At 61.5% G+C, this 21,014-nt stretch carries 19 protein-coding genes and 1 pseudogene; 5 read left to right on the forward strand and 15 right to left on the reverse strand.

All coding sequences use genetic code 11. The annotated features are described in order from the left end of the window. Positions 1–68 precede the first annotated feature (68 nt). Positions 69–1,010 (reverse strand): alpha/beta hydrolase, encoded by a 942-nt coding sequence (locus tag NR164_RS04575; protein ID WP_256822362.1) that lies wholly within the window; start codon positions 1,008–1,010, stop codon positions 69–71. Positions 1,011–1,121: 111 nt separating this feature from the next. On the opposite strand from NR164_RS04575, the gene NR164_RS04580 reads away from it, so the two are divergent. Next, positions 1,122–1,697, forward strand: coding sequence for a DUF6436 domain-containing protein (locus tag NR164_RS04580; RefSeq protein WP_046381720.1), 576 nt, complete (start codon positions 1,122–1,124; stop codon positions 1,695–1,697). Between the two features lie 31 nt (positions 1,698–1,728). Then, positions 1,729–4,083: a penicillin acylase family protein gene (locus NR164_RS04585; protein WP_256822363.1), complete on the forward strand. Its 2,355-nt coding sequence runs from the start codon at positions 1,729–1,731 to the stop codon at positions 4,081–4,083. A 54-nt stretch (positions 4,084–4,137) separates the two neighbouring features. On the opposite strand, the gene NR164_RS04590 is transcribed toward NR164_RS04585, so the two are convergent. Beyond that, positions 4,138–5,103 carry a GlxA family transcriptional regulator gene (locus tag NR164_RS04590; RefSeq protein ID WP_108524848.1) on the reverse strand — a complete coding sequence of 322 codons (966 nt, stop codon included), beginning with the start codon at positions 5,101–5,103 and terminating at the stop codon, positions 4,138–4,140. A 250-nt stretch (positions 5,104–5,353) separates the two neighbouring features. Here NR164_RS04590 and NR164_RS04595 point away from each other — a divergent pair, with 250 nt between their 5' ends. Then, a complete protein-coding gene (locus tag NR164_RS04595) occupies positions 5,354–5,995 on the forward strand; it encodes an HD domain-containing protein (protein ID WP_256822364.1) in 642 nt (213 codons plus the stop codon). Positions 5,996–6,176: 181 nt separating this feature from the next. Here the strand turns inward: NR164_RS04595 and NR164_RS04600 are convergent. From NR164_RS04600 to NR164_RS04640, 9 genes and pseudogenes are all read right to left on the reverse strand, one after another. Then, positions 6,177–6,278 (reverse strand): annotated as a pseudogene (locus NR164_RS04600) (putrescine ABC transporter permease PotI); the annotation flags it as partial. A 136-nt stretch (positions 6,279–6,414) separates the two neighbouring features. Then, a complete protein-coding gene (locus tag NR164_RS04605; RefSeq protein ID WP_046381717.1) occupies positions 6,415–7,299 on the reverse strand; it encodes an ABC transporter permease subunit in 885 nt (294 codons plus the stop codon). After that, the gene (locus NR164_RS04610) at positions 7,296–8,216 is read right to left on the reverse strand and encodes an ABC transporter permease subunit (RefSeq protein WP_046381716.1); all 921 of its coding nucleotides are present in this window, start codon (positions 8,214–8,216) and stop codon (positions 7,296–7,298) included. The genes NR164_RS04605 and NR164_RS04610 overlap by 4 nt, the downstream gene beginning before the upstream one ends. Next, positions 8,213–9,355 carry an ABC transporter ATP-binding protein gene (locus NR164_RS04615; RefSeq protein ID WP_017845078.1) on the reverse strand — a complete coding sequence of 381 codons (1,143 nt, stop codon included), beginning with the start codon at positions 9,353–9,355 and terminating at the stop codon, positions 8,213–8,215. Before NR164_RS04615 ends, NR164_RS04610 begins: the two co-directional genes overlap by 4 nt. Positions 9,356–9,421: 66 nt before the next feature. Further along, a complete protein-coding gene (locus tag NR164_RS04620) occupies positions 9,422–10,516 on the reverse strand; it encodes a polyamine ABC transporter substrate-binding protein (protein WP_017845079.1) in 1,095 nt (364 codons plus the stop codon). 239 nt (positions 10,517–10,755) lie between these two features. Next, positions 10,756–11,850: a polyamine ABC transporter substrate-binding protein gene (locus NR164_RS04625; protein WP_026139797.1), complete on the reverse strand. Its 1,095-nt coding sequence runs from the start codon at positions 11,848–11,850 to the stop codon at positions 10,756–10,758. A gap of 207 nt (positions 11,851–12,057) precedes the next feature. After that, entirely contained in the window at positions 12,058–13,422 is a 1,365-nt protein-coding gene (locus NR164_RS04630) for an aspartate aminotransferase family protein (RefSeq protein WP_017845081.1), read from the reverse strand. 58 nt (positions 13,423–13,480) lie between these two features. Then, positions 13,481–14,839: a glutamine synthetase family protein gene (locus tag NR164_RS04635; RefSeq protein WP_017845082.1), complete on the reverse strand. Its 1,359-nt coding sequence runs from the start codon at positions 14,837–14,839 to the stop codon at positions 13,481–13,483. Between the two features lie 118 nt (positions 14,840–14,957). After that, a complete protein-coding gene (locus NR164_RS04640) occupies positions 14,958–15,230 on the reverse strand; it encodes a gamma-glutamyl-gamma-aminobutyrate hydrolase family protein (protein WP_256822365.1) in 273 nt (90 codons plus the stop codon). A gap of 278 nt (positions 15,231–15,508) precedes the next feature. On the opposite strand from NR164_RS04640, the gene NR164_RS04645 reads away from it, so the two are divergent. Together NR164_RS04645 and NR164_RS04650 are read left to right on the forward strand one after the other, a co-directional pair. Continuing rightward, positions 15,509–16,885, forward strand: coding sequence for a glutamine synthetase family protein (locus tag NR164_RS04645; protein ID WP_026139798.1), 1,377 nt, complete (start codon positions 15,509–15,511; stop codon positions 16,883–16,885). Positions 16,886–17,117: 232 nt separating this feature from the next. Beyond that, positions 17,118–17,759 carry a TetR/AcrR family transcriptional regulator gene (locus NR164_RS04650; protein WP_079444895.1) on the forward strand — a complete coding sequence of 214 codons (642 nt, stop codon included), beginning with the start codon at positions 17,118–17,120 and terminating at the stop codon, positions 17,757–17,759. 238 nt (positions 17,760–17,997) lie between these two features. Here NR164_RS04650 and NR164_RS04655 read toward each other — a convergent pair whose 3' ends face one another. From NR164_RS04655 to ssuD, 4 genes are read right to left on the reverse strand one after another with little or no spacing between them, the layout of a single operon-like run. Continuing rightward, complete coding sequence (locus NR164_RS04655; protein ID WP_017845085.1) at positions 17,998–18,213, reverse strand: molybdopterin-binding protein; 216 nt, start codon at positions 18,211–18,213, stop codon at positions 17,998–18,000. A 28-nt stretch (positions 18,214–18,241) separates the two neighbouring features. Further along, on the reverse strand, positions 18,242–19,048 hold the full coding sequence (ssuB, locus tag NR164_RS04660; RefSeq protein WP_256822367.1) for an aliphatic sulfonates ABC transporter ATP-binding protein: 807 nt from the start codon (positions 19,046–19,048) through the stop codon (positions 18,242–18,244). Further along, complete coding sequence (gene ssuC / locus NR164_RS04665; protein ID WP_046381713.1) at positions 19,045–19,833, reverse strand: aliphatic sulfonate ABC transporter permease SsuC; 789 nt, start codon at positions 19,831–19,833, stop codon at positions 19,045–19,047. The genes ssuB and ssuC overlap by 4 nt, the downstream gene beginning before the upstream one ends. 9 nt (positions 19,834–19,842) lie before the next feature. Then, the gene (gene ssuD / locus NR164_RS04670) at positions 19,843–20,991 is read right to left on the reverse strand and encodes an FMNH2-dependent alkanesulfonate monooxygenase (protein WP_046381712.1); all 1,149 of its coding nucleotides are present in this window, start codon (positions 20,989–20,991) and stop codon (positions 19,843–19,845) included. Positions 20,992–21,014 lie beyond the last annotated feature (23 nt).

Below are 21,014 nucleotides of genomic sequence, written 5' to 3' on the forward strand. Positions count from 1 at the left end.
GTCAGTATCAGATGTGCTGACTGACACCCTGCTATCGGGGGCAAGCCCCCTCCCACATTTGGTCCGCGTTATTTCAGGTGGTCGGTGAGGTACTTGAAGTATTCCTGGCGAATCTCCGGGATCTCATTGGCCAAGTGATGCCGGCCACGCTTGAGCATCAACACCTCCGGCTGATCGAACTTGCCCCGCAGCACCTGCAGGTTGTGCTGCCAATCCACCGTCATATCCTCTTCGCCCTGCACAATCAGCGGCCGCCGCGGGCTGCGCGGTGCGGCTTCGATTTGCCTGATCCAGCGCGCCAGTGCCCCGACCCAGGCGGTCGGCAATTGGCGCGGCTGCAAGGGGTCGGCTTCGAGGAACGGCTTGAAGGCCGGGTCATTGGTGTTTTCGCTGAACCGTCGGGCGATGCCTTTGACGAACGGCCGCAGCAGGTAATAGCTGACCTGCGACCAGCCCCACCCACGCGGACGCACCAAGGGTGAAAGCAGAAAAGTCTTACCCTGGGCCGGGCTGTCGGCGCCATGGTTGAGCAAGTGATCCACCACCACCGCGCCGCCGGTGCTTTGCCCGAACAGATGCCAGGGCCGTGGCAGGTGCAGCGCTTCGGCCTGGGCGAACAGCGCCTGCACCACGTCCTGGTACACCGCAAAATCATCGATACTGGCCCGCGCGCCGCTGGACAAGCCATGGCCCGGCAGGTCGCAGGCGATCACCACGAAACCCTGGTCCAGCGCCCAGTCGACGACGTGGCGGTACAGCCCCATATGGTCGTAGAACCCGTGGAACATGAACATCGTCGCCACCGGCACCGGCGGCCACCACACCTGGACGACCACCGCGAACCCATCGACCTCGAACCGGCCAAGGCGGCTCACCGCCGGCACCTGGCGCGCGCGCAGATCCAGCCCATAGAAGCGCTGATAGACCCGCGCCTCGGCGCTGAGCGGCTGCGCATCCACCAGGGGCCGCAAGCTGTCGCGCAGGTGATCGGGGTCAAAGGTGACGGGCATAAGAGGTTCCAGACTTGGGGCTTCACGCGCTGCGCAGAGGAATATCGAGCTGCGATATTCATCTGTCGGGGCAAGCATGGCAAGCTACGCGTCCTTCGAGGATTGATCTGAATGCGACAGCCCTACCGCACCACCCTGTTCGCCAGCCTGCTGCTGATCCTCTGCGCCGGCGTGTTATGGGCGGCGTATGACTGGTTCCAAGGCCGCTACCTGCGTGCCTTCAGCGAACACACGGCGGTGTTTTCCGGCGACGCCCTACGCCTGCCCGACGACCTCGCCGGCCCCGGCCCAATCCGCCTCGTGCATTTCTGGGACCCGGCCTGCCCGTGCAACGTCGGCAACCAGCAGCACCTCGGCGAATTGATCGAGCACTACGCGCCCCAGGGCGTCGAGTTCTACGCCCTGCAGAAACCCGGCAGCCACGGCCAGTTGCCCGACAACCTGCGCCAGATGAAAATCCTCAGCAGCCTGCCCGGCGCCGATCAGATACCCGCGACCCCGGCCGTGGCGATCTGGGACCGCAGCGGCAAGCTCGCGTATTTCGGGCCCTACAGCGAAGGGCTGACGTGCAACGCCAGCAACAGTTTTATCGAGCCGATCCTCAAGGCCCTTGCAGCAGGCCGCGCAGTGAATGCCACTCACACCCTGGCGGTGGGCTGCTATTGTTCGTGGCCAACCGGTTCGTAGCCCGTCGCCCCACTCTTGGTAAGGAATGTTCATGAAGCGCCTCTTGCAGGTTCTCGCGGTGCTGCTGGCGCTGATCGCCGTCGGTGCCGGCTGGTACGTCTACAGCAAGCAACCCACCCGCCAGGGCGCCGTGACGCTGGCGAACCTGCAAGGCTCGGTCACGGTGCGCTACGACGAGCGTGGCGTGCCGCATATCCGCGCCGAGAACGAGACCGACCTGTACCGCGCCCTGGGCTATGTGCATGCCCAGGACCGGCTGTTCCAGATGGAAATCATGCGACGCCTGGCGCGCGGCGAATTGGCCGAAGTGCTCGGCCCCAAGCTGCTGGACACCGACAAACTGTTCCGCAGCCTGCGCATTCGCGAGCGCTCCGCCACTTATGTGGCGCAGTTGGACCACGAATCGGCGCACTGGAAGGCCCTGCAAGCCTATCTGGACGGGATCAACCAGTATCAGGACAACCACGCCAGCCCGATGGAGTTCGATGTGCTGGGCATCCCCAAGCGGCCGTTTACCGCCGAGGACACCATCAGCGTCGCCGGGTATATGGCCTACAGCTTTGCTGCGGCGTTTCGTACCGAACCATTGCTGACCTATGTACGCGACCAGTTGGGCAGCGATTACCTGAACGTGTTCGACCTCGCCTGGCAACCCAAGGGCGCGCTCAACCTGGCCGCCAGCGACTGGCAAAACCTCGGCGCCATCGCGGCCCTGAGTGAACAGGCCCTGGCCGACAACGGCTTGCCGCAGTTCGAAGGCAGCAACGCCTGGGCGATCAGCGGCAGCCGCACCCAGAGCGGCAAGCCGTTGCTGGCGGGTGACCCGCATATCCGCTTCTCAGTGCCGTCGGTGTGGTACGAGGCGCAGCTGTCGGCGCCGGGCTTTGAGTTGTACGGCTATCACAACGCACTGGTGCCGGTGGCGTTCCTGGGGCACAACCTGGATTTCGGCTGGAGCCTGACCATGTTCCAGAACGACGACCTCGACCTGATCGCCGAGCAGGTCAATCCGGACAACGCCAACCAGGTCTGGTACCACGGCCAATGGGTCGACATGACCCGCAGCGAGCAACAGATCGCGGTCAAGGGCCAGGCACCGGTCACCTTGACCCTGCGTCAATCGCCCCACGGCCCGATCATCAATGACGTGCTCGGCGAGAACGCCGGCAAGACGCCGATCGCGATGTGGTGGGCGTTCCTCGACACCCAGAACCCGATCCTCGAAGGGTTCTACCAGCTCAACCGCGCCGACACCCTGGCCAAGGCCCGTGCCGCGGCGGCCAAGGTGTCGGCGCCGGGGCTGAACATTGTGTGGGCGAATGCCCAGGGAGATATCGGCTGGTGGGCGGCGGCGCAGTTGCCGATCCGCCCGGCCGGCGTCAACCCCGGGTTTATCCTCGACGGCAGCACGGCCCAGGCCGACAAGCTGGGCTTCTACCCGTTCAGCGCCAACCCCCAGGAAGAAAACCCGGCGCGTGGCTATCTGGTGTCGGCCAATGCGCAGCCGGTGTCGCCCAGCGGCATGGAGATCCCCGGCTATTACAACCTCGCCGACCGTGGCCAGCAGTTGAACGCGCAGTTGAGCGACAAGCGCGTGAAGTGGGACGTGAACAACAGCCAGGCCCTGCAACTGGGCACCACCACCGCCTTCGGCCCGCGCCTGCTGGCACCGCTGTTGCCGGTGCTGCGCGAGGTGGTCAAGGACCCGGCGCAGTTGCAACTGGTGGAGCAACTGGCGGCCTGGAAAGGCGATTATCCGCTGGACTCCACCAGCGCCACGCTGTTCAACCAGTTCCTGTTCAACCTGGCTGACGCGGCCTTCCACCCGAAACTCGGCGACGCCATGTTCAAGACCCTGCTCAGCACGCGGGTGATCGATGCGGCGTTGCCCCGCCTGGCCGCGAGCCCGGATTCGCCCTGGTGGAACGGCAAGCGTGCCGACACCGTCAAGCTCGCCTGGGACAACAGCCTCGCGCACCTCAAGGCGACCTTCGGCGATGACCCGGGCCAATGGCAGTGGGGCAAGGCCCATACGCTGACCCACGGCCACCCGCTGGGCTCGCAGAAACCGCTGGACCGGCTCGTCAACGTCGGCCCCTTCCCCGCGCCGGGCAGCCACGAAGTGCCGAACAACCAGTCAGCCAATATCGGCCCGGCACCATGGCCGGTGACCTACGGCCCGTCGACCCGGCGCCTGATCGACTTCGCCGACGTGCCCCACGCGCTGACCATCAACCCGGTGGGGCAAAGCGGTGTGCCGTTCGACAAGCACTATGGGGACCAGGCGGAAACGTATATCGAGGGCGGCTATGAGCAGGCGCATTTCAGCGACGAGGAAATCACGGCCAATACGCGCGGTACGCTGAAGCTGCTGCCAGCCCGCTGACCGCCTGGAACGCGGTCAAAATGTGGGAGGGGGCTTGTATCTGCGGTGTTGCCCCTACACCGGCGCGGCGAAGTTGAGCCGGAACTGTTGCGGCGTCACCCCCAGTCGGCGGTTGAACACGCTGCGCATGTGCTGGGCATCGCGAAACCCGCATTGATAGGCCACGGTCTTGAGCGGTGCGCGGCTGCTTTCGAGCATCACCCGCGCCGCATCCACCCGCGCCCGCTCGACGAACTCCGCCGGGGTGATCCGCGCTTCACGGGCGAACACCCGGGAGAAGTTGCGCGCACTCATATTGGCCGCGTTGGCCAGGTCCGCGATGGTCAGATCGCCGGTCAGATTCGCCAGCACATACACTTGCACCAGCGCCACCGCCGAGGTGGTTTCGGCGTGGGGCGTGAGGAACGGGCTGAACTGCGACTGCCCGCCCGCACGCTGGGTGAACACCACCAAGCGCTTGGCCACGCTCAACGCCACTTCTGGCCCGTGGTCCTGGGCCAGCAGGTACAGCGACAGGTCGATCCCCGCCGTGACCCCGGCCGAGGTGTAGAGGTTACCGTCCTGCATATAGAGATGGTCGGCCTCGACCCGGGTGCTGGGGCACAACCGCGCCAGGTCGGCGGCATCGCCCCAATGGGTGGTGACGGTTTTCCCGTCGAGCAGGCCGGCGCGGGCCAGTATGAAAGCGCCGTTGCAAATCGAACCGAAGCGCTGCGCCCGCGCCGCGGCCCCGCGCAGCCAATCATCGAAGTGCGCGCCGAAATCCTCGAAAGGCAACTGCGGCCCGCCGGCGACCAGAAGCAGGTCATAGGCTTGCAACGCTTCGCGGTAATGCCGATGGGCCTGCAACGACAGGCCGTTGGAACAGGCCATATTGCCGTGGTCCAGGCCGATCACGTCCAACTGGTACTGGTCGTCGGGCGACAGGAAACGGTTCGCTTCGCAGAACACATCCAGCGGGCCGGTCACGTCCAGTGACTGGACGCCGGGGAAAATCAGAATGCCGACGGTCTTGCTCATGAACAGGCACACCTTTACCTAACCGGATAAACACAGAACCCTTGTGGGAGGGAGCAAACGCCCTTCCACCTTTGGATTTTCGCAGGCTTCAAGGGCGATATCGCCTGCTACACCCTAGCCGACTTTCACTTGGCACGATGTAGCAGCACATTGGCCGACATCGCACCCTCGCTGCGATAGCCCCTTCCCCGGCGCGCGACCAGACTGGCTGCCTCGGCGCCACCCTGGCGCTTTCTTGCGGAGAACGACCATGAGCACCAGCATCGCCGGCATCAAGATCCCGGACAGCGCCCTGGCCAGGGCCACCACCGACTACATCCGCGATATCGAATCCGACCTGCTCTACCACCACTCGCGCCGGGTGTTTCTGTTCGGCGCGTTGAGCGGTGAGCGCAAGCAACTGGCCTATAACCCGGAGCTGCTTTACGTCGGCGCGATGTTCCATGACCTGGGCCTGGTCGAAGGCCATCGCAGCGACGACCAGCGTTTCGAAGTCGACGGCGCCAACGCGGCGGCGGACTTCCTCAAGCCGCATGGGCTGAGCGATGACGACATCGAACAGGTGTGGCTGTCCATCGCACTGCACACCACGCCGGGCGTGCCACAGCATCTGCGGCCGACCGTGGCGCTGGTCACCGCCGGCGTCGAGATGGACGTGCTGGGCATGGACTACGCCGCATTTACCCCCGTGCAGCGCGAAGTCGTGGTGCATGCACATCCACGCGGTGAAGGGTTCAAGGAATGCATCATCTGCGCGTTCGCCGACGGCTTGCGCCATCGCCCGCAGACCACGTTCGGCAACGTGAAGACCGATGTGCTGGTGGATCAGGAACCAGGGTTCAAGCCGATGAACTTTGTCGAGGTGATTCGCCAGTCGCCGTGGACGGCCTGATCAACCTGGAATGCGGTCAAAATGTGGGAGGGGGCTTGCCCCCGATAGCAGTGGATCAGTCACAGCTTCAGTGACTGACACTCTGCTATCGGGGGCAAGCCCCCTCCCACATTTGCACCGTATCGGCCGTTAGACCGGCGCAGGCGCCCGACGCTTGTCCGGCTGCTGCCAGCCATCGGCTGGCCGCTTCTTCGATCGACAGGTCCAGCTCGCGCAAGCGCGCCGACACCACCACCGCCACATACGCCGCGCAGAACGTGGTGTGGGTGATCCAGATGTGGACGGCCTGATCAACCTGGAATGCGGTCAAAATGTGGGAGGGGGCAAGCCCCCGATGGCGGTGGATCAGTCACAGCTTCAGTGACTGACACTCTGCTATCGGGGGCAAGCCCCCTCCCACATTTGCACCGTGTCGGCCATTAGACCGGTGCAGGCGCCCGACGCTTGTCCGGCTGCTGCCAGCCATCGGCGGCCGCTTCTTCGATCGCTTGCTGGATCGCCTTCTTGCGCATCTCTTCGGCACGTCGGCTGAAGAACCACACCAGGAAAGTCACCAACGACACCGCCAGCAGAATCAGGCTGGCCACGGCGTTGATCTCCGGTTTGACCCCCAGGCGCACCGCCGAGAAGACTTCCATCGGCAAGGTGGTCGAACCCGGGCCCGACACGAAGCTGGCGAGTACCAGGTCATCGAGGGACAGCGCGAAGGACATCATCCCACCCGCCGCCAACGACGGCGCGATCATCGGGATGGTGATCAGGAAGAACACCTTCCACGGCCGCGCGCCCAGGTCCATCGCCGCTTCTTCGATCGACAGGTCCAGCTCACGCAAGCGCGCCGACACCACCACCGCCACATACGCCGCGCAGAACGTGGTGTGGGCGATCCAGATGGTGACGATGCCACGTTCCTGGGGCCAACCGATCATCTGCGCCATCGCCACGAACAGCAGCAACAGCGACAGACCGGTGATCACCTCGGGCATGACCAACGGCGCGGTCACCAGGCCGCCGAACAGCGTGCGGCCCTTGAACTGGCTGATGCGCGTCAGCACGAACGCCGCCAATGTACCCAGCGCCACGGCCGCTATGGCCGTGTAGCAGGCGATTTCCAGGGAACGCGCCACCGAGCCCATCAACTGGGTGTTGTCCAGCAGGCCCACGTACCACTTGATCGACCAACCGCCCCACACCGTCACCAGCTTGGATTCGTTGAACGAGTAGATCACCAGGATCAGCATCGGCAGGTAGATGAACAACAACCCCGCCACCAGCATGAAGCTTGAGAAACTGACGCGCTTCATATCTTGCCCTCCATCTCTTTGGCTTGGCTGCGGTTGAACAGGATGATCGGCACGATCAGGATCGCCAGCATCACCACCGCCAGGGCAGAAGCCACCGGCCAGTCACGGTTGTTGAAGAATTCTTGCCACAACACTTTACCGATCATCAGGGTTTCCGGGCCGCCGAGCAGTTCCGGGATCACGAACTCGCCCACCACCGGGATGAAGACCAGCATGCAACCGGCGATGATGCCGTTCTTGGACAGCGGCACGGTGATCTTCCAGAAGCTGTTGAAGGTGCTCGAACCCAGGTCCGAGGCAGCTTCCAGCAGGCTCTGGTCGTGTTTCACCAGGTTGGCGTACAGCGGCAGGATCATGAACGGCAGGTACGAATAGACCACGCCGATATACACCGCGATGTTGGTGTTGAGGATCTGCAGCGGCTCGTTGATCAGCCCGATGGACATCAGGAAGCTGTTGAGCAAGCCATTGTTGCTGAGGATGCCCATCCACGCGTACACGCGGATCAGGATCGCGGTCCAGGTCGGCATCATGATCAGCAGCACGAGGACGGTCTGCATCTCTTTGCGCGCACTGGCAATCGCGTAGGCCATCGGGTAGCCGATCACCAGGCACAGCAGGGTGCTGAAAAACGCCATCTTCAGCGAGCCCAGGTACGCGGCGATGTACAACTCATCGTCGCCGAGCATCGCGTAGTTGGCCAGGTTCAGCACCAGTTGCAGCTTCTGCTCAACGAAGGTGTAGATCTCGGTGTAAGGCGGGATCGCCACGTCGGCTTCGGCAAAGCTGATCTTCAGGACGATGAAGAACGGCAGCATGAAGAACAGGAACAGCCAGAGGAAAGGGATCCCGATGACCACATGCCGGCCACCGGGGGTTATTCGTTGCAGCTGGCGCTTGAATTTTTTCATGTTCATGAGCGAAGTACCACGCCGCTGTCGTCTTCCCACCACACGTACACCTGATCACCCCAGGTTGGGCGCTGGCCACGGCGTTCGGCGTTGGCGACGAAGGATTGCACGAGCTTGCCGCTCGGCAACTCGACGTAGAACACCGAGTGCCCGCCGAGGTAGGCGATGTCGTGGACCTTGCCGCTGGACCAGTTGTGCTCGCAGGTCGGCATTTGGGTGGTGACCAGCAGTTTTTCCGGGCGGATGGCGTAGGTCACCGACTTGTCTTCCACCGAAGTGGCGATGCCGTAGCCGACGTAGATGTCACGGTCCAGGTCCGGGCACTTGAGCACTGCGTGGCCTTCAGCGTCGTCGACCACCTGGGTGTCGAAGATGTTGACGTTGCCGATAAACTCGCACACCAGGCGGCTGGTCGGCGTCTCGTAGATGTCGACCGGGCTGCCGATCTGCGCGATCCAGCCCAGGTGCATGATCGCGATGCGCTCGGCCATGGTCATGGCCTCTTCCTGGTCGTGGGTCACCATCACGCAGGTCACGCCGACGCGCTCGATGATTTCCACCAGTTCCAGTTGCATCTGCGAACGCAGTTTCTTGTCCAGCGCCCCCATCGGCTCATCGAGCAGCAGCAGTTTCGGGCGCTTGGCCAGGGAACGGGCCAGGGCCACACGCTGGCGCTGGCCACCGGACAACTGGTGCGGCTTGCGCTTGGCGTACTGGCTCATCTGCACCAGCTTGAGCATCTCGGCCACGCGGGCGTCGACTTCGGCCTTGGGGATCTTGTCCTGTTGCAGGCCAAACGCGATGTTCTGCGCCACGGTCATGTGCGGGAACAGCGCGTAGGACTGGAACATCATGTTGATCGGCCGCTCGTAGGGCGGCATGTCGGTGATGTCCACACCGTCGAGGTAGATGCGACCCTCGGTTGGGCGCTCGAAACCTGCGAGCATGCGCAACAAGGTGGATTTGCCCGAACCCGAACCGCCGAGCAAGGCGAAGATCTCGCCTTTCTTGATTTCCAGGGACACATCGTCCACGGCAATCGTCTCGTCGAACTTCTTCGTGACCCGGTCGATTTTGACCAGCACCTTTTTCGGTGTCTGGTCGCCCTCGAGGGCTTTCTTATAGGCGCCGGAGGCAACTGCCATTTACGAAACTCCCAAAAAAAAGAGTGCAGTTCGCCCGACGCGGGCGAACCCAGGATAGTTTGAGCCTTACTTGCCCGTCTTGACCTTGGTCCAGCTACGGGTCATTAAACGCTGCACTTTCGGGGGTAGCTCGAAGTTGACAAATGTCCGGTCGAGAACCGCCTGCGGTGGGTAAACCGCTTCGTCGGTGCGTATCGATTGCTCCATCAGTGCGTCCGCCCCTGGGTTAGGGTTGGCATAACCGACGTAATCACTGACCTGAGCGATAACCTCAGGTTGCAGTAAATAGTTGATGAAGGCGTGGGCTTCTTTAACGTTGGTCGCGTCCTTGGGGATCGCCAGCACGTCAAACCACAGGTTGCCGCCTTCTTTCGGAATCGCATAGGCGATGTTCACGCCCTTGCCCGCCTCGGCTGCGCGGGCCTTGGCCTGGAACACATCGCCGGAGAACCCGGCCGCCACGCAGATGTTGCCGTTGGCCAGGTCGGAGATGTATTTGGAAGAATGGAAGTAGGTCACATAAGGCCGCACTTTCAGCAGTTTCGCTTCGGCCTTCTTGTAGTCTTCGGGGTTCTCGCTGTTGGGGTTCAGGCCCATATAGTTGAGCACCGCCGGCAGCATTTCATCTGCCGAGTCCATGAAGGACACGCCGCACGTCGCAAGCTTTTTCATGTTTTCCGGCTCGAACAGCACGGCCCAGGAGTCGATCTTGTCGACGCCCAGCACTTCTTTGACTTTATCGACGTTGTAACCGATGCCGTTGGTGCCCCACAGGTACGGCACGGCGTATTGGTTGCCCGGGTCGTTCTTTTCCAGGCGCTTGAGCAGCGCCGGGTCGAGGTTGGCGTAGTGAGTCAGCAACGACTTGTCGAGCTTCTGGAACGCCCCGGCCTTGATCTGTTTGCCGAGGAAGTGATTGGACGGCACCACCACGTCGTAACCGGTACGTCCGGCCAGCAACTTGCCTTCCAGGGTTTCGTTGGAATCAAACACGTCATACACAGGCTTGATACCGGAGGCCTTTTCAAAGTTGGCCAGGGTGTCGGGGCCGATGTAGTCCGACCAGTTATAAACATGCACAGTCGATGCGGCCTGCACGCTGACAGCCAGCGTGATACCTGCACCTACCAGCAAGGCTTGGCGAAATAAAGAAAATGGCAAGTGGAGGTCCTCTTAAATAGTTGGGCCCAAAGTTGTTGCCCGGCAACAAAACCGGCGCGCAACTTACCCTCGATAAACCGATCCGGCAAAACTTTCTGTCATTTAATTACTGTACGGCTGCCGCTCTTTGTAGGAGCGAGCTTGCTCGCGAAGAACTCACAGGCAACGCGGGCGACCAGAGGCGCTGCGTTATCGTTGACGATTTTCGCGAGCAAGCTCGCTCCTACAGGTTACCTCGCTTACTTACCGGATTTGATTTTGGTCCAGCTACGGGTCATTTCACGCTGAGTCGCTGCCGGCAAGTCGGCAATGGCATACAGCTTGGCTTGCACGTCCGCTGGCGGGTAGATGCCTGGGTCGCTGGTGATGTCTTTGTCGACCAATGCGGTGGCTTTCTCGTTACCGTTCGGGAAACGCACGCTGTTGGTGATCGCAGCCATGACTTTCGGCTCGAGCAGGTAGTTCATGAACTTGTAGGCCGCTTCGACGTTTTCGGCATCTTTAGGGATGGCGACCATGTCATAGAAACTGCCGGCGCCTTCCTTCGGAATGTCATACGCCACTTTGACCTTGCCACCGGCTTCAGCCGCGCGGGATTTGGCCTGCTGGATGTCACCCGAGTAACCCACGGCTACGCAGATGTTGCCGTTGGCCAGGTCGGAGATGTACTTGGACGAGTGGAAGTAGCCGATCGAAGGACGGATCTTCAGGAACAGGTCTTCAGCTTGCTTGAGGTCGGCTTTCTTCTGGCTGTCGGTCGGCAGGCCCAGGTAATGCAGCGCGATCGGCAGCATTTCGGTTGGCGAATCGAGGAAGCTCACACCGCAGCTCTTGAGCTTGGCGATGTTTTCCGGCTTGAGCAGGATGTCCCACGAATCGATCTTGTCGACACCCAGCGCGGCCTTGACCTTCTCCGGGTTGTAACCGATGCCGATCGAACCCCACATGTACGGGAAAGCGTGCTTGTTGTCCGGGTCGCTGACCGACACGGCCTTGAGCAGCGACGTGTTCAGGTTTTCGTAGTTGGACAGCTTGGACTTGTCCAGCTCCTGGTAGACGCCGGCCTTGATCTGCTTGGCGAGGAAGTTGTTCGACGGTACGACGATGTCGTAACCGGACTTGCCTGCCAGCAACTTGGCTTCAAGGGTCTCGTTGCTGTCGAATACGTCGTACACCACTTTGATGCCCGACTCTTTTTCAAAGTTGGCGATGGTGTCCGGAGCAATGTAGTCGGACCAGTTATAGATGTGCAGCACTTTATCGTCTGCCTGGGCCGCGCCCGCCATTGCGCCCATCAGGGACAACGCGAGGAGGGTCTTGCCAGCGTTCTTCAAACCTAATGCCTTCATTTGGTGATGCTCCAATTTTCTTTTTTGGGCCGCAGCATGCTTCATCGATATACAGCTGTTCGGCAGCCCGTCGAAGGGCAGCAAAACAGGACTACAGTCTGGCAAGTTAGGGGGCCGGCTTTCAACTAACCCCCCACTTTTATAACTGCCCGAACGCAGCGCCCGAGAGTCACTGCGTTCTGAGCCTAGCACTTAGCCCTGCAATGCCGCCAAAGTCAGGTCCAGGCAATGACGAGCCTTGGTCACCAGCTCGTCGATTTCGGTCTTGCTGATCACCAGCGGCGGTGAAATGATCATGGTGTCACCCACGGCGCGCATGATCAGGCCATTCTCGAAGCAGAAGGTTCGGCAGATCATGCCAACACCGCGGCCTTCGTAACGCTTGCGCGTCGCTTTGTCCTGAACCAGTTCAATCGCACCGAGCATGCCGACACCACGCACTTCACCCACCAACGGATGATCAGCCAGCTCCCTCAGACGTTTCTGCAAATACGGTGCCGTTTCATCATGCACACGCTTAATAATTTGTTCATCGCGCATGATGCGGATGTTTTCCAGAGCGACCGCCGCGGCCACCGGGTGACCGGAGTAGGTGAAGCCGTGGTTGAAATCGCCGCCTTCATTCAGCACCGCCACCACCTCGTCGCGCACAATCAGGCCACCCATCGGGATGTAGCCCGAGGTCAGGCCCTTGGCGATGGTCATCATGTCCGGCTTGAGGTCGTAGAAATCGCTGCCGAACCACTCGCCGGTACGGCCGAAACCGCAGATCACCTCGTCGGCGACGAACAGGATGTCGTACTTGGCGAGGATTTCCTTGATGCGCGGCCAGTAGCTGTCCGGCGGCACGATCACGCCACCGGCGCCCTGGATCGGCTCGGCAATGAAGGCGCCGACATTGTCCACGCCCAGTTCCAGAATCTTCGCTTCCAGCTGGTTGGCGGCCCACACACCGAACTCTTCGGGGCTCATGTCGCCGCCTTCGCCAAACCAGTACGGCTGGGCGATGTGGACGATGCCCGGGATCGGCAGATCGCCCTGCTCATGCATATAAGTCATGCCGCCGAGGCTGGCGCCGGCCACGGTGGAGCCGTGGTAGCCATTCTTGCGGCTGATGATGATTTTCTTGTTCGGCTGGCCCTTGATCGCCCAATAGTGGCGGACCATGCGCAACATGGTGTCGTTGCCTTCGGAGCCGGAACCGGTGAAGAACACGTGGTTCATGCCGGCCGGTGCAACGTCGGAGATCGCCTTGGCCAGTTCCAGCACCGGCGGGTGGGCGGTCTGGAAGAACAGGTTGTAGTACGGCAGTTCTTTCATCTGCTTGGCGGCGGCGTCAGCCAGTTCATCGCGACCGTAACCGATCGCCACGCACCACAGGCCGGCCATGCCGTCGAGGATCTTGTTGCCTTCGCTGTCCCACAAGTAAACACCGTGGGCTTTAGTAATGATCCGTGGGCCTTTCTCTTTCAACTGCTTGAAGTCGCTGAACGGCGCCAGGTGGTGATCACTGCTCAAGGCTTGCCATTCACGGGTTTGCGGGTTGTTGCTGGACATACCAATCTCCTAGACTTTTCAGTGGAGGGCGCGCCGTTCAACGGGCGCGCCCGGCGCATCAGACGGCGAAGAGCAGGAACTCCCGCTCCCACGAACTGATCACGCGCTTGAAGTTTTCATGCTCGGCCCGCTTGACCGCGACGTAGCCAGTGATGAATTTGTGACCCAGGTATTTCTCGATGGTCTTGCTGTTTTCCATACGTTCCAGCGCGTCTTCGATGGTCAACGGCAGGCGCAGGTTGCGCCGCTCGTAACCACGGCCGACGACCGGCGCGCTTGGGTTGTGCCCTTCGACCATGCCGATGTAGCCGCACAACAGGCTGGCGGCGATCGCCAGGTACGGGTTGGCGTCTGCGCCCGGCAGGCGGTTTTCCACGCGACGGTTCTGCGGGCCGGCATCCGGTACGCGCAGGCCGACGGTGCGGTTCTCTTCGCCCCACTCCACGTTCACCGGCGCCGAAGTGTCCGGCAGGAAGCGGCGGAACGAGTTCACGTTGGGGGCAAACAGCGGCAGCAATTCGGGGATGAATTTCTGCAGGCCGCCAATGTGGTTGAGGAACAGTTGGCTCATGGTCCCGTCTTCATTGGAGAAGACGTTCTTGCCGGTGGCGATGTCGATGATGCTCTGGTGCAGGTGCATCGCGCTGCCGGGCTCGCCGGTCATCGGCTTGGCCATGAAGGTGGCGGCCACGTCGTGCTTGAGCGCGGCTTCACGCATGGTGCGCTTGAACACCAGGATCTGGTCGGCCAGGGACAGCGCGTCGCCGTGACGGAAGTTGATTTCCATCTGCGCCGTGCCGTCCTCGTGGATCAGGGTGTCGAGGTCCAGCTCCTGCAGTTCGCACCAGTCGTAGACGTCCTCGAACAGCGGGTCGAATTCGTTGGCCGCTTCTATAGAGAACGACTGCCGACCGGTTTCCGGGCGCCCGGAACGGCCGATCGGCGGTTGCAGCGGGAAGTCCGGGTCTTCGCAGCGCTTGGTCAGGTAGAACTCCATCTCCGGCGCCACGATCGGCTGCCAGCCTTTGTCGGCGTAGAGCTTGAGGACTTTCTTGAGCACGTTGCGCGGCGACAGCTCGATCGGGTTGCCTTGCTTGTCGTAGGTGTCGTGGATCACCTGGGCGGTAGGCTCGATGGCCCACGGCACCAGGAACACCGCGTTCTGGTCGGGGCGGCAGATCATGTCGATGTCGGCCGGGTCGAGCAATTCGTAATAGATGTCGTCTTCGACATAGTCGCCGGTCACGGTCTGCAACAGAACGCTCTCGGGCAGGCGCATGCCTTTCTCGGCGATGAACTTGTTGGTCGGCGAGATCTTGCCCCGGGTGATACCGGTGAGGTCGCCAATCATGCATTCGACTTCTGTGATCTTGTGGTCTTTCAACCAATCGGTGAGCTGGTCGAGGTTGTTACTCATAAATGCCTCTGGGCTGGGTTTCCTGACGTTCATTAAAGGTCAGGCGTCGGTTGACGCATCGGCGTCGCTGGTTCATCAGAGTGGGAGCTTAACCGCCATTTGGGGTGCCGTTGCACTCCTAAAGCAAAAGGCTTGCCTCCCGTGCAGGATAATGAGCGGCAACCGCAAAAAAGGCAGGACCGGTGTCATGAAAAGGGTGAGTACAAGAAAATGAACGGGGCACGCGAACAGCGTCCTGGCCGTCAAGAATAATGGCCGGATCGAAGGGGCTTATCGGGGATGGAATCATCAATGGGAATGCGCGTTCGCAACATTCGACACGGATCTGAAAAGCATGCAGACCGACCTGTTTCGCGCAGGTGGTGATGCCGATTAACGGCAGGCCAGACATGAAGCACCCCGGTATTATTGCTGTTATGGGTTTGAATCGAGCTTAGCCTTGTTCATTTTTTTACACAACACCCCCGTAAAAAATACAACACGGCCCGCTCAAGCCTGCTAGTCCCAAGCCGGGCAACCGAGCAAAACCGCCCCAAAAAGCCCCAAAAAAGCCCTCATGGCGCTTTTTTGGGGCAAAAAAGGCCTCGCTTGACTTCGGCATGCCGTTCGGGTTGACTGAAACCTGAAAAGATCAATGATTGATATTTTTAACAACAAAGGTGTTGCATCATGTCGGTACCCCCGCGTGCCGTTCAGCTTAACGAAGCGAACGCGTTCCTTAAGGATCATCCTGAGGTTCTGTACGTAGACCTTCTAATTGCGGATATGAATGGTGTGGTGCGCGGTAAGCGCATCGAACGCACCAGCCTCCACAAGGTTTACGAGAAAGGCATTAACTTGCCTGCCTCTTTATTTGCCCTGGATATCAACGGCTCAACGGTGGAAAGCACCGGCCTGGGTCTGGACATCGGTGATGCTGACCGAATCTGTTATCCAATCCCCGACACCCTGTGCAATGAACCTTGGCAAAAGCGCCCGACCGCGCAACTGCTGATGACCATGCACGAAATTGAAGGTGAACCTTTCTTCGCCGATCCGCGCGAAGTACTGCGTCAGGTTGTAAGCAAATTCGACGACCTCGGTCTGACTATCTGCGCTGCCTTCGAGCTTGAGTTCTACCTGATCGACCAGGAGAACGTGAACGGCCGCCCACAACCGCCCCGCTCGCCGATCTCCGGCAAACGCCCGCACTCGACACAGGTCTACCTGATCGACGACCTCGACGAATATGTCGACTGCCTCCAGGACATCCTGGAAGGTGCCAAAGAGCAAGGCATCCCGGCTGATGCCATCGTCAAGGAAAGTGCCCCGGCGCAGTTCGAAGTGAACCTGCACCACGTGGCCGACCCGATCAAGGCCTGCGACTACGCGGTACTGCTCAAGCGCCTGATCAAGAACATCGCCTACGACCATGAGATGGACACCACCTTCATGGCCAAGCCTTACCCAGGCCAGGCAGGCAACGGTTTGCACGTACACATTTCGATCCTGGACAAGGACGGCAAGAACATCTTTGCCAGCGAGGATCCCGAGCAGAACGCCGCATTGCGTCACGCGATCGGCGGTGTGCTGGAGACCCTACCCGCCCAGATGGCGTTCCTGTGCCCCAACGTCAACTCCTACCGTCGTTTCGGCGCACAGTTCTACGTGCCGAACTCGCCGTGCTGGGGCCTGGACAACCGCACCGTGGCGATCCGCGTGCCGACCGGCGCGGCCGACTCCGTGCGTATCGAACACCGCGTGGCCGGTGCCGATGCCAACCCCTACCTGTTGATGGCTTCGGTCCTGGCGGGCGTACACCACGGCCTGACCAACAAGATCGAACCGGGCGCGCCAGTGGAAGGCAACAGCTACGAGCAGAACGAACAAAGCCTGCCGAACAACTTGCGCGATGCCCTGCGCGAGTTGGACGACAGCGAGGTGATGGCCAAGTACATCGATCCTAAATACATCGATATCTTCGTCGCCTGTAAGGAAAGTGAGCTGGAAGAGTTCGAACACTCCATCTCCGACCTTGAGTACAACTGGTACCTGCATACCGTGTAAGCGCTGGTTGCACTGAAAAAACGTCGCAGGCCTTTGGTCTGTGGCGTTTTTTTATGGGTTGCTTTTGGTCGACCGAGTTGGCCGCCATCGGGAGCAAGCTCCCTCCCACATTTGAACGAGTTTTCCTGAAGAAACCGGTTCGAGTGTGAGAGGGAGCTTGCTCCCGATGGCGGCCTGGCAGACAACACCGGCTCCTGCTCATACAATGCCCGCTGCCTTGTAGGAGACTTCCATGACCACCCGCCCCGCCGCCCCTCGCAAACCCCGCGCCCGCAGCCAGGCCCGGATCGACGCGATCCTCGACGCCGCCCGCACGTTGCTGGCGTCCGAAGGCGTGGCCGGTTTGTCGATCTACAGCGTGGCCGAGCGCGCACAGATTCCGCCGTCGTCGGTGTACCACTTTTTCGCCAGCGTGCCGGCGCTGCTGGAAGCGTTGACCGCCGACGTCCATGCGGCATTCCGCGCCGCAATCCAGGCGCCCATCGCGCATGATTCACTCAAGTATTGGCGCGACCTGTCTTACATCGTCGAACAGCGCATGCTCACCATCTACAGCAACGACGCCGCCGCCCGCCAGTTGATCCTGACCCAGCACGGGCTGACCGAAGTGAATCAGGCCGACCGCCAGCACGATCTGGAGTTGGGTGACTTGATGCTGGCCGTGTTCAACCGGCATTTCGAAGTGCCGACCCTGCCCACCGATGTGGACGTGTTCGCGCTGGCGCTGGAATTGAGTGATCGCGTGTATGCGCGTTCGGTGCATCAGCATGGGCTGATCACGCCGCGCATGGCTGAGGAAGGCATGCGCGTGTTCGATGCGTATGTGGGGCTTTATCTGCCGGCGTATTTGCCCAAGCGGGGCGTCACTGTCTGATGGATGTGTTGTCTGGCAGGGCCTCATCGGGAGCAAGCTCCCTCCCACATGTGACCGAGTTTTCCTGAAGAAACCGGTTCGAATGTGGGAGGGAGCTTGCTTCCACATGTGACCGAGTTTTCCTGAAGAAACCGGTTCGAATGTGGGAGGGAGCTTGCTCCCACATGTGATCGAGTTTTCCTGAAGAAACCGGTTCGAATGTGGGAGGGAGCTTGCTCCCGATAGCGCCCTCAAGTGATCACAACTTGGCGATCGACACCTCGGTGGATTTGACGAAGGCAATCACCTCGCTGCCGATCACCAGCTCCAACTCCTTGACCGAACGGGTGGTGATCACCGACGTCACGATCCCGGACGCGGTCTGCACGTCGATTTCCGAGAGCACATCGCCTTCGACGATTTCCTTGACGGTGCCTTTGAACTGGTTACGCACGTTAATGGCTTTGATAGTCATGTCGTTTTTCCTTCATGGGACAAGTGAGTTATTGCGCCCACCGCAATTGCGTGGGCAACGGTGAAACGGGTTCGGGTTCCGGCGGGGTGCCGGGCAGCGACAGCACACGGTTGAGCACCTGCGCTTCGAGCGCGGCCAGTCGATGCGAGCCTCGGGCGCGTGGACGCGGCAGGTCGACAATCAGGTCGAGGCCGATTTCGCCGTCTTCGATCAGGATCACCCGGTCGGCAATGGCCACGGCTTCGCTGACGTCGTGGGTTACCAGCAACACGGTGAAACCATGCTTCTGCCAGAGGCTTTCGATCAGTTGCTGCATCTCGATGCGGGTCAACGCATCCAGCGCGCCCAACGGCTCATCGAGCAACAACAGACGCGGCTGATGAATCAACGCACGCGCCAGGGCCACACGCTGCTTCTGGCCACCGGACAAGGCCGCCGGCCACTCATTCGCACGCTCGGCCAGGCCGACCGCTTCGAGCGCTTCCAGTGCCTTGGGACGCCAGTTGCCCTTGAGGCCGAGGCCGACGTTGTCGATGATCTTTTTCCACGGCAGCAGACGCGCTTCCTGGAACATCAACCGCGTGTCTTCGATCGCCGCGCCAAGCGGCGCGGAGCCGGCCAGCAGCTCACCGCTGCTGGCCTTGTCGAGGCCGGCGAGCAGGCGCAGCAAGGTACTTTTACCGCAGCCACTGCGGCCGACCACGGCAACGAACTGGCCCGCCGGAATATGCAGGTCGATGCCCTTGAGCACTTCCCGCGCGCCAAAGGCCTTGCGCAATTTGCACACCGCCAGGGGAATCCCCTTCAGCAGGCGCGGAGGTTGTTGAGCGGTCATGCCGCACCTCCTTTATTCACTTGATAAGCCGGATGCCAGCGCAGCCACACACGCTCCAAGCCGCGCGCCGCGAGGTCGGCCAGCTTGCCGAGAATCGCGTACATGACGATGGCCAGCACCACCACGTCGGTTTGCAGGAATTCACGGGCGTTCATCGCCAGGTAACCGATACCGGAACTGGCCGAAATGGTTTCCGCCACGATCAGCGTCAGCCACATGAAGCCCAGGGCAAAACGCACGCCCACCAGGATCGACGGCAGCGCGCCCGGCAGGATCACCTGGCGGAACAGGCTGAAGCCGGACAAACCGTAGCTGCGCGCCATTTCCACCAACGCCGGGTCGACGTTGCGGATGCCGTGGTAGGTGTTGAGGTAGATCGGGAACAGCGTGCCGAGGGCGACCAGGAAAATCTTCGCGGTCTCGTCAATGCCGAACCACAGGATCACCAGCGGGATCAACGCCAGGTGCGGCACGTTGCGGATCATCTGCACCGAGCTGTCCAGCAGGCGCTCGCCCCACGTCGACAGGCCGGTGATAAAGCCCAGGGCCAGACCGATGCTGCCACCGATCACAAAACCCAGGCCCGCGCGCCAGCCGCTGATGGCCAGGTGCGTCCAGATTTCACCGCTGCGTACCAGGTTGACCCCGGCCTCGATCACCGCGCTCGGCGCCGGCAGAATCCGCGTCGACAACCAACCCGCCGACACCGACAACTGCCACACCGCCAACAGCAACACCGGCAGCACCCAAGGCGCCACGCGATGGCTCAGTTTTTCCACATTCATGGCGCCACCTCAGCTCTGTGACGCCGCTTTGGGAAGGATGTCGTTGGCGACCATCTCGCCGAACGGGCTCACGTAGCCGGCACTTTTCGGCAACTCGGGGCGTTCGATATCCAGGTGCGGGAACAGCAACTCGGCGACGCGATACGATTCTTCCAGGTGTGGATAACCGGAGAAGATAAAGGTGTCGATGCCCAGCGCCGCGTATTCCTTGACCCGCGCCGCAACCGTCGGGCCATCGCCCACCAGCGCGGTGCCGGCCCCGCCGCGCACCAGGCCGACGCCGGCCCACAGGTTGGGGCTGACTTCGAGGTTGTCGCGGCTGCCGCCATGCAAGGCCGCCATGCGCTGCTGGCCGACCGAATCAAAGCGCGCCAGCGAGGCCTGGGCACGGGCGATGGTGTCGTCGTCCAGGTGCGAGATCAGTTTGTCGGCGGCTTTCCAGGCTTCATCGTTGGTTTCGCGCACGATCACATGCAGACGAATGCCGAAGCGCACCGTGCGCCCGAGTTTTGCGGCCTTGGCCCGCACCTGTTCGATTTTTTCCGCGACCGCGGCCGGTGGCTCGCCCCAGGTCAACACCATGTCCACCTGTTCGGCCGCCAGGTCCTGCGCGGCTTCGGAGGAACCGCCGAAGTACAGCGGCGGACGCGGTTGCTGGATCGGCGGATAAAGCAGTTTGGCGCCTTTGACGCTGATGTGTTCGCCGTCGTAATCCACGGTTTCGCCTTCCAGCACGCGACGCCAGATGCGGGTGAACTCCACCGAGGCCTGGTAGCGCTCCTCGTGAGTGAGGAACAGACCGTCGCCGGCCAATTCTTCCGGGTCACCGCCGGTCACCAGGTTGAACAGCGCACGGCCGCCGGACAGGCGATCGAGGGTCGCGGCCTGACGCGCGGCCACCGTTGGCGAAATGATCCCGGGGCGCAGCGCGACCAGGAATTTCAGACGCTGGGTCACCGGGATCAGCGAAGCGGCCACCAGCCACGAGTCTTCGCAGGAACGCCCGGTGGGGATCAGCACCCCGCCGAAGCCAAGGCGGTCGGCCGCCTGGGCCACTTGCTGCAGATAACCGTGGTCGACGGCGCGAGCGCCTTCGGCGGTGCCAAGGTAATGACCGTCGCCGTGGGTAGGCAGGAACCAGAAAATAGTGAGGCTCATGGAGTTGTCTCCTGAAGAAGTCG

The sequence above is a fragment of the Pseudomonas sp. Pse79 genome (assembly GCF_024519615.1).
GTDB lineage: Bacteria > Pseudomonadota > Gammaproteobacteria > Pseudomonadales > Pseudomonadaceae > Aquipseudomonas > Aquipseudomonas veronii.

What these genes read in the sequence shown, in the direction of transcription:
- ssuB (WP_256822367.1), bottom strand. Translation starts at nt 19,048, where the DNA reads ATGACCGCTCAACAACCTCCGCGCCTGCTGAAGGGGATTCCCCTGGCG.
- ssuD (WP_046381712.1), bottom strand. Translation starts at nt 20,991, where the DNA reads ATGAGCCTCACTATTTTCTGGTTCCTGCCTACCCACGGCGACGGTCAT.
- NR164_RS04635 (WP_017845082.1), bottom strand. Translation starts at nt 14,839, where the DNA reads ATGAGTAACAACCTCGACCAGCTCACCGATTGGTTGAAAGACCACAAG.
- NR164_RS04595 (WP_256822364.1), top strand. Translation starts at nt 5,354, where the DNA reads ATGAGCACCAGCATCGCCGGCATCAAGATCCCGGACAGCGCCCTGGCC.
- NR164_RS04640 (WP_256822365.1), bottom strand. Translation starts at nt 15,230, where the DNA reads ATGTCTGGCCTGCCGTTAATCGGCATCACCACCTGCGCGAAACAGGTC.
- NR164_RS04580 (WP_046381720.1), top strand. Translation starts at nt 1,122, where the DNA reads ATGCGACAGCCCTACCGCACCACCCTGTTCGCCAGCCTGCTGCTGATC.
- NR164_RS04650 (WP_079444895.1), top strand. Translation starts at nt 17,118, where the DNA reads ATGACCACCCGCCCCGCCGCCCCTCGCAAACCCCGCGCCCGCAGCCAG.
- NR164_RS04645 (WP_026139798.1), top strand. Translation starts at nt 15,509, where the DNA reads ATGTCGGTACCCCCGCGTGCCGTTCAGCTTAACGAAGCGAACGCGTTC.
- NR164_RS04655 (WP_017845085.1), bottom strand. Translation starts at nt 18,213, where the DNA reads ATGACTATCAAAGCCATTAACGTGCGTAACCAGTTCAAAGGCACCGTC.
- NR164_RS04590 (WP_108524848.1), bottom strand. Translation starts at nt 5,103, where the DNA reads ATGAGCAAGACCGTCGGCATTCTGATTTTCCCCGGCGTCCAGTCACTG.
- NR164_RS04615 (WP_017845078.1), bottom strand. Translation starts at nt 9,355, where the DNA reads ATGGCAGTTGCCTCCGGCGCCTATAAGAAAGCCCTCGAGGGCGACCAG.
- NR164_RS04605 (WP_046381717.1), bottom strand. Translation starts at nt 7,299, where the DNA reads ATGAAGCGCGTCAGTTTCTCAAGCTTCATGCTGGTGGCGGGGTTGTTG.
- NR164_RS04575 (WP_256822362.1), bottom strand. Translation starts at nt 1,010, where the DNA reads ATGCCCGTCACCTTTGACCCCGATCACCTGCGCGACAGCTTGCGGCCC.
- NR164_RS04585 (WP_256822363.1), top strand. Translation starts at nt 1,729, where the DNA reads ATGAAGCGCCTCTTGCAGGTTCTCGCGGTGCTGCTGGCGCTGATCGCC.
- NR164_RS04610 (WP_046381716.1), bottom strand. Translation starts at nt 8,216, where the DNA reads ATGAACATGAAAAAATTCAAGCGCCAGCTGCAACGAATAACCCCCGGT.
- NR164_RS04630 (WP_017845081.1), bottom strand. Translation starts at nt 13,422, where the DNA reads ATGTCCAGCAACAACCCGCAAACCCGTGAATGGCAAGCCTTGAGCAGT.
- ssuC (WP_046381713.1), bottom strand. Translation starts at nt 19,833, where the DNA reads ATGAATGTGGAAAAACTGAGCCATCGCGTGGCGCCTTGGGTGCTGCCG.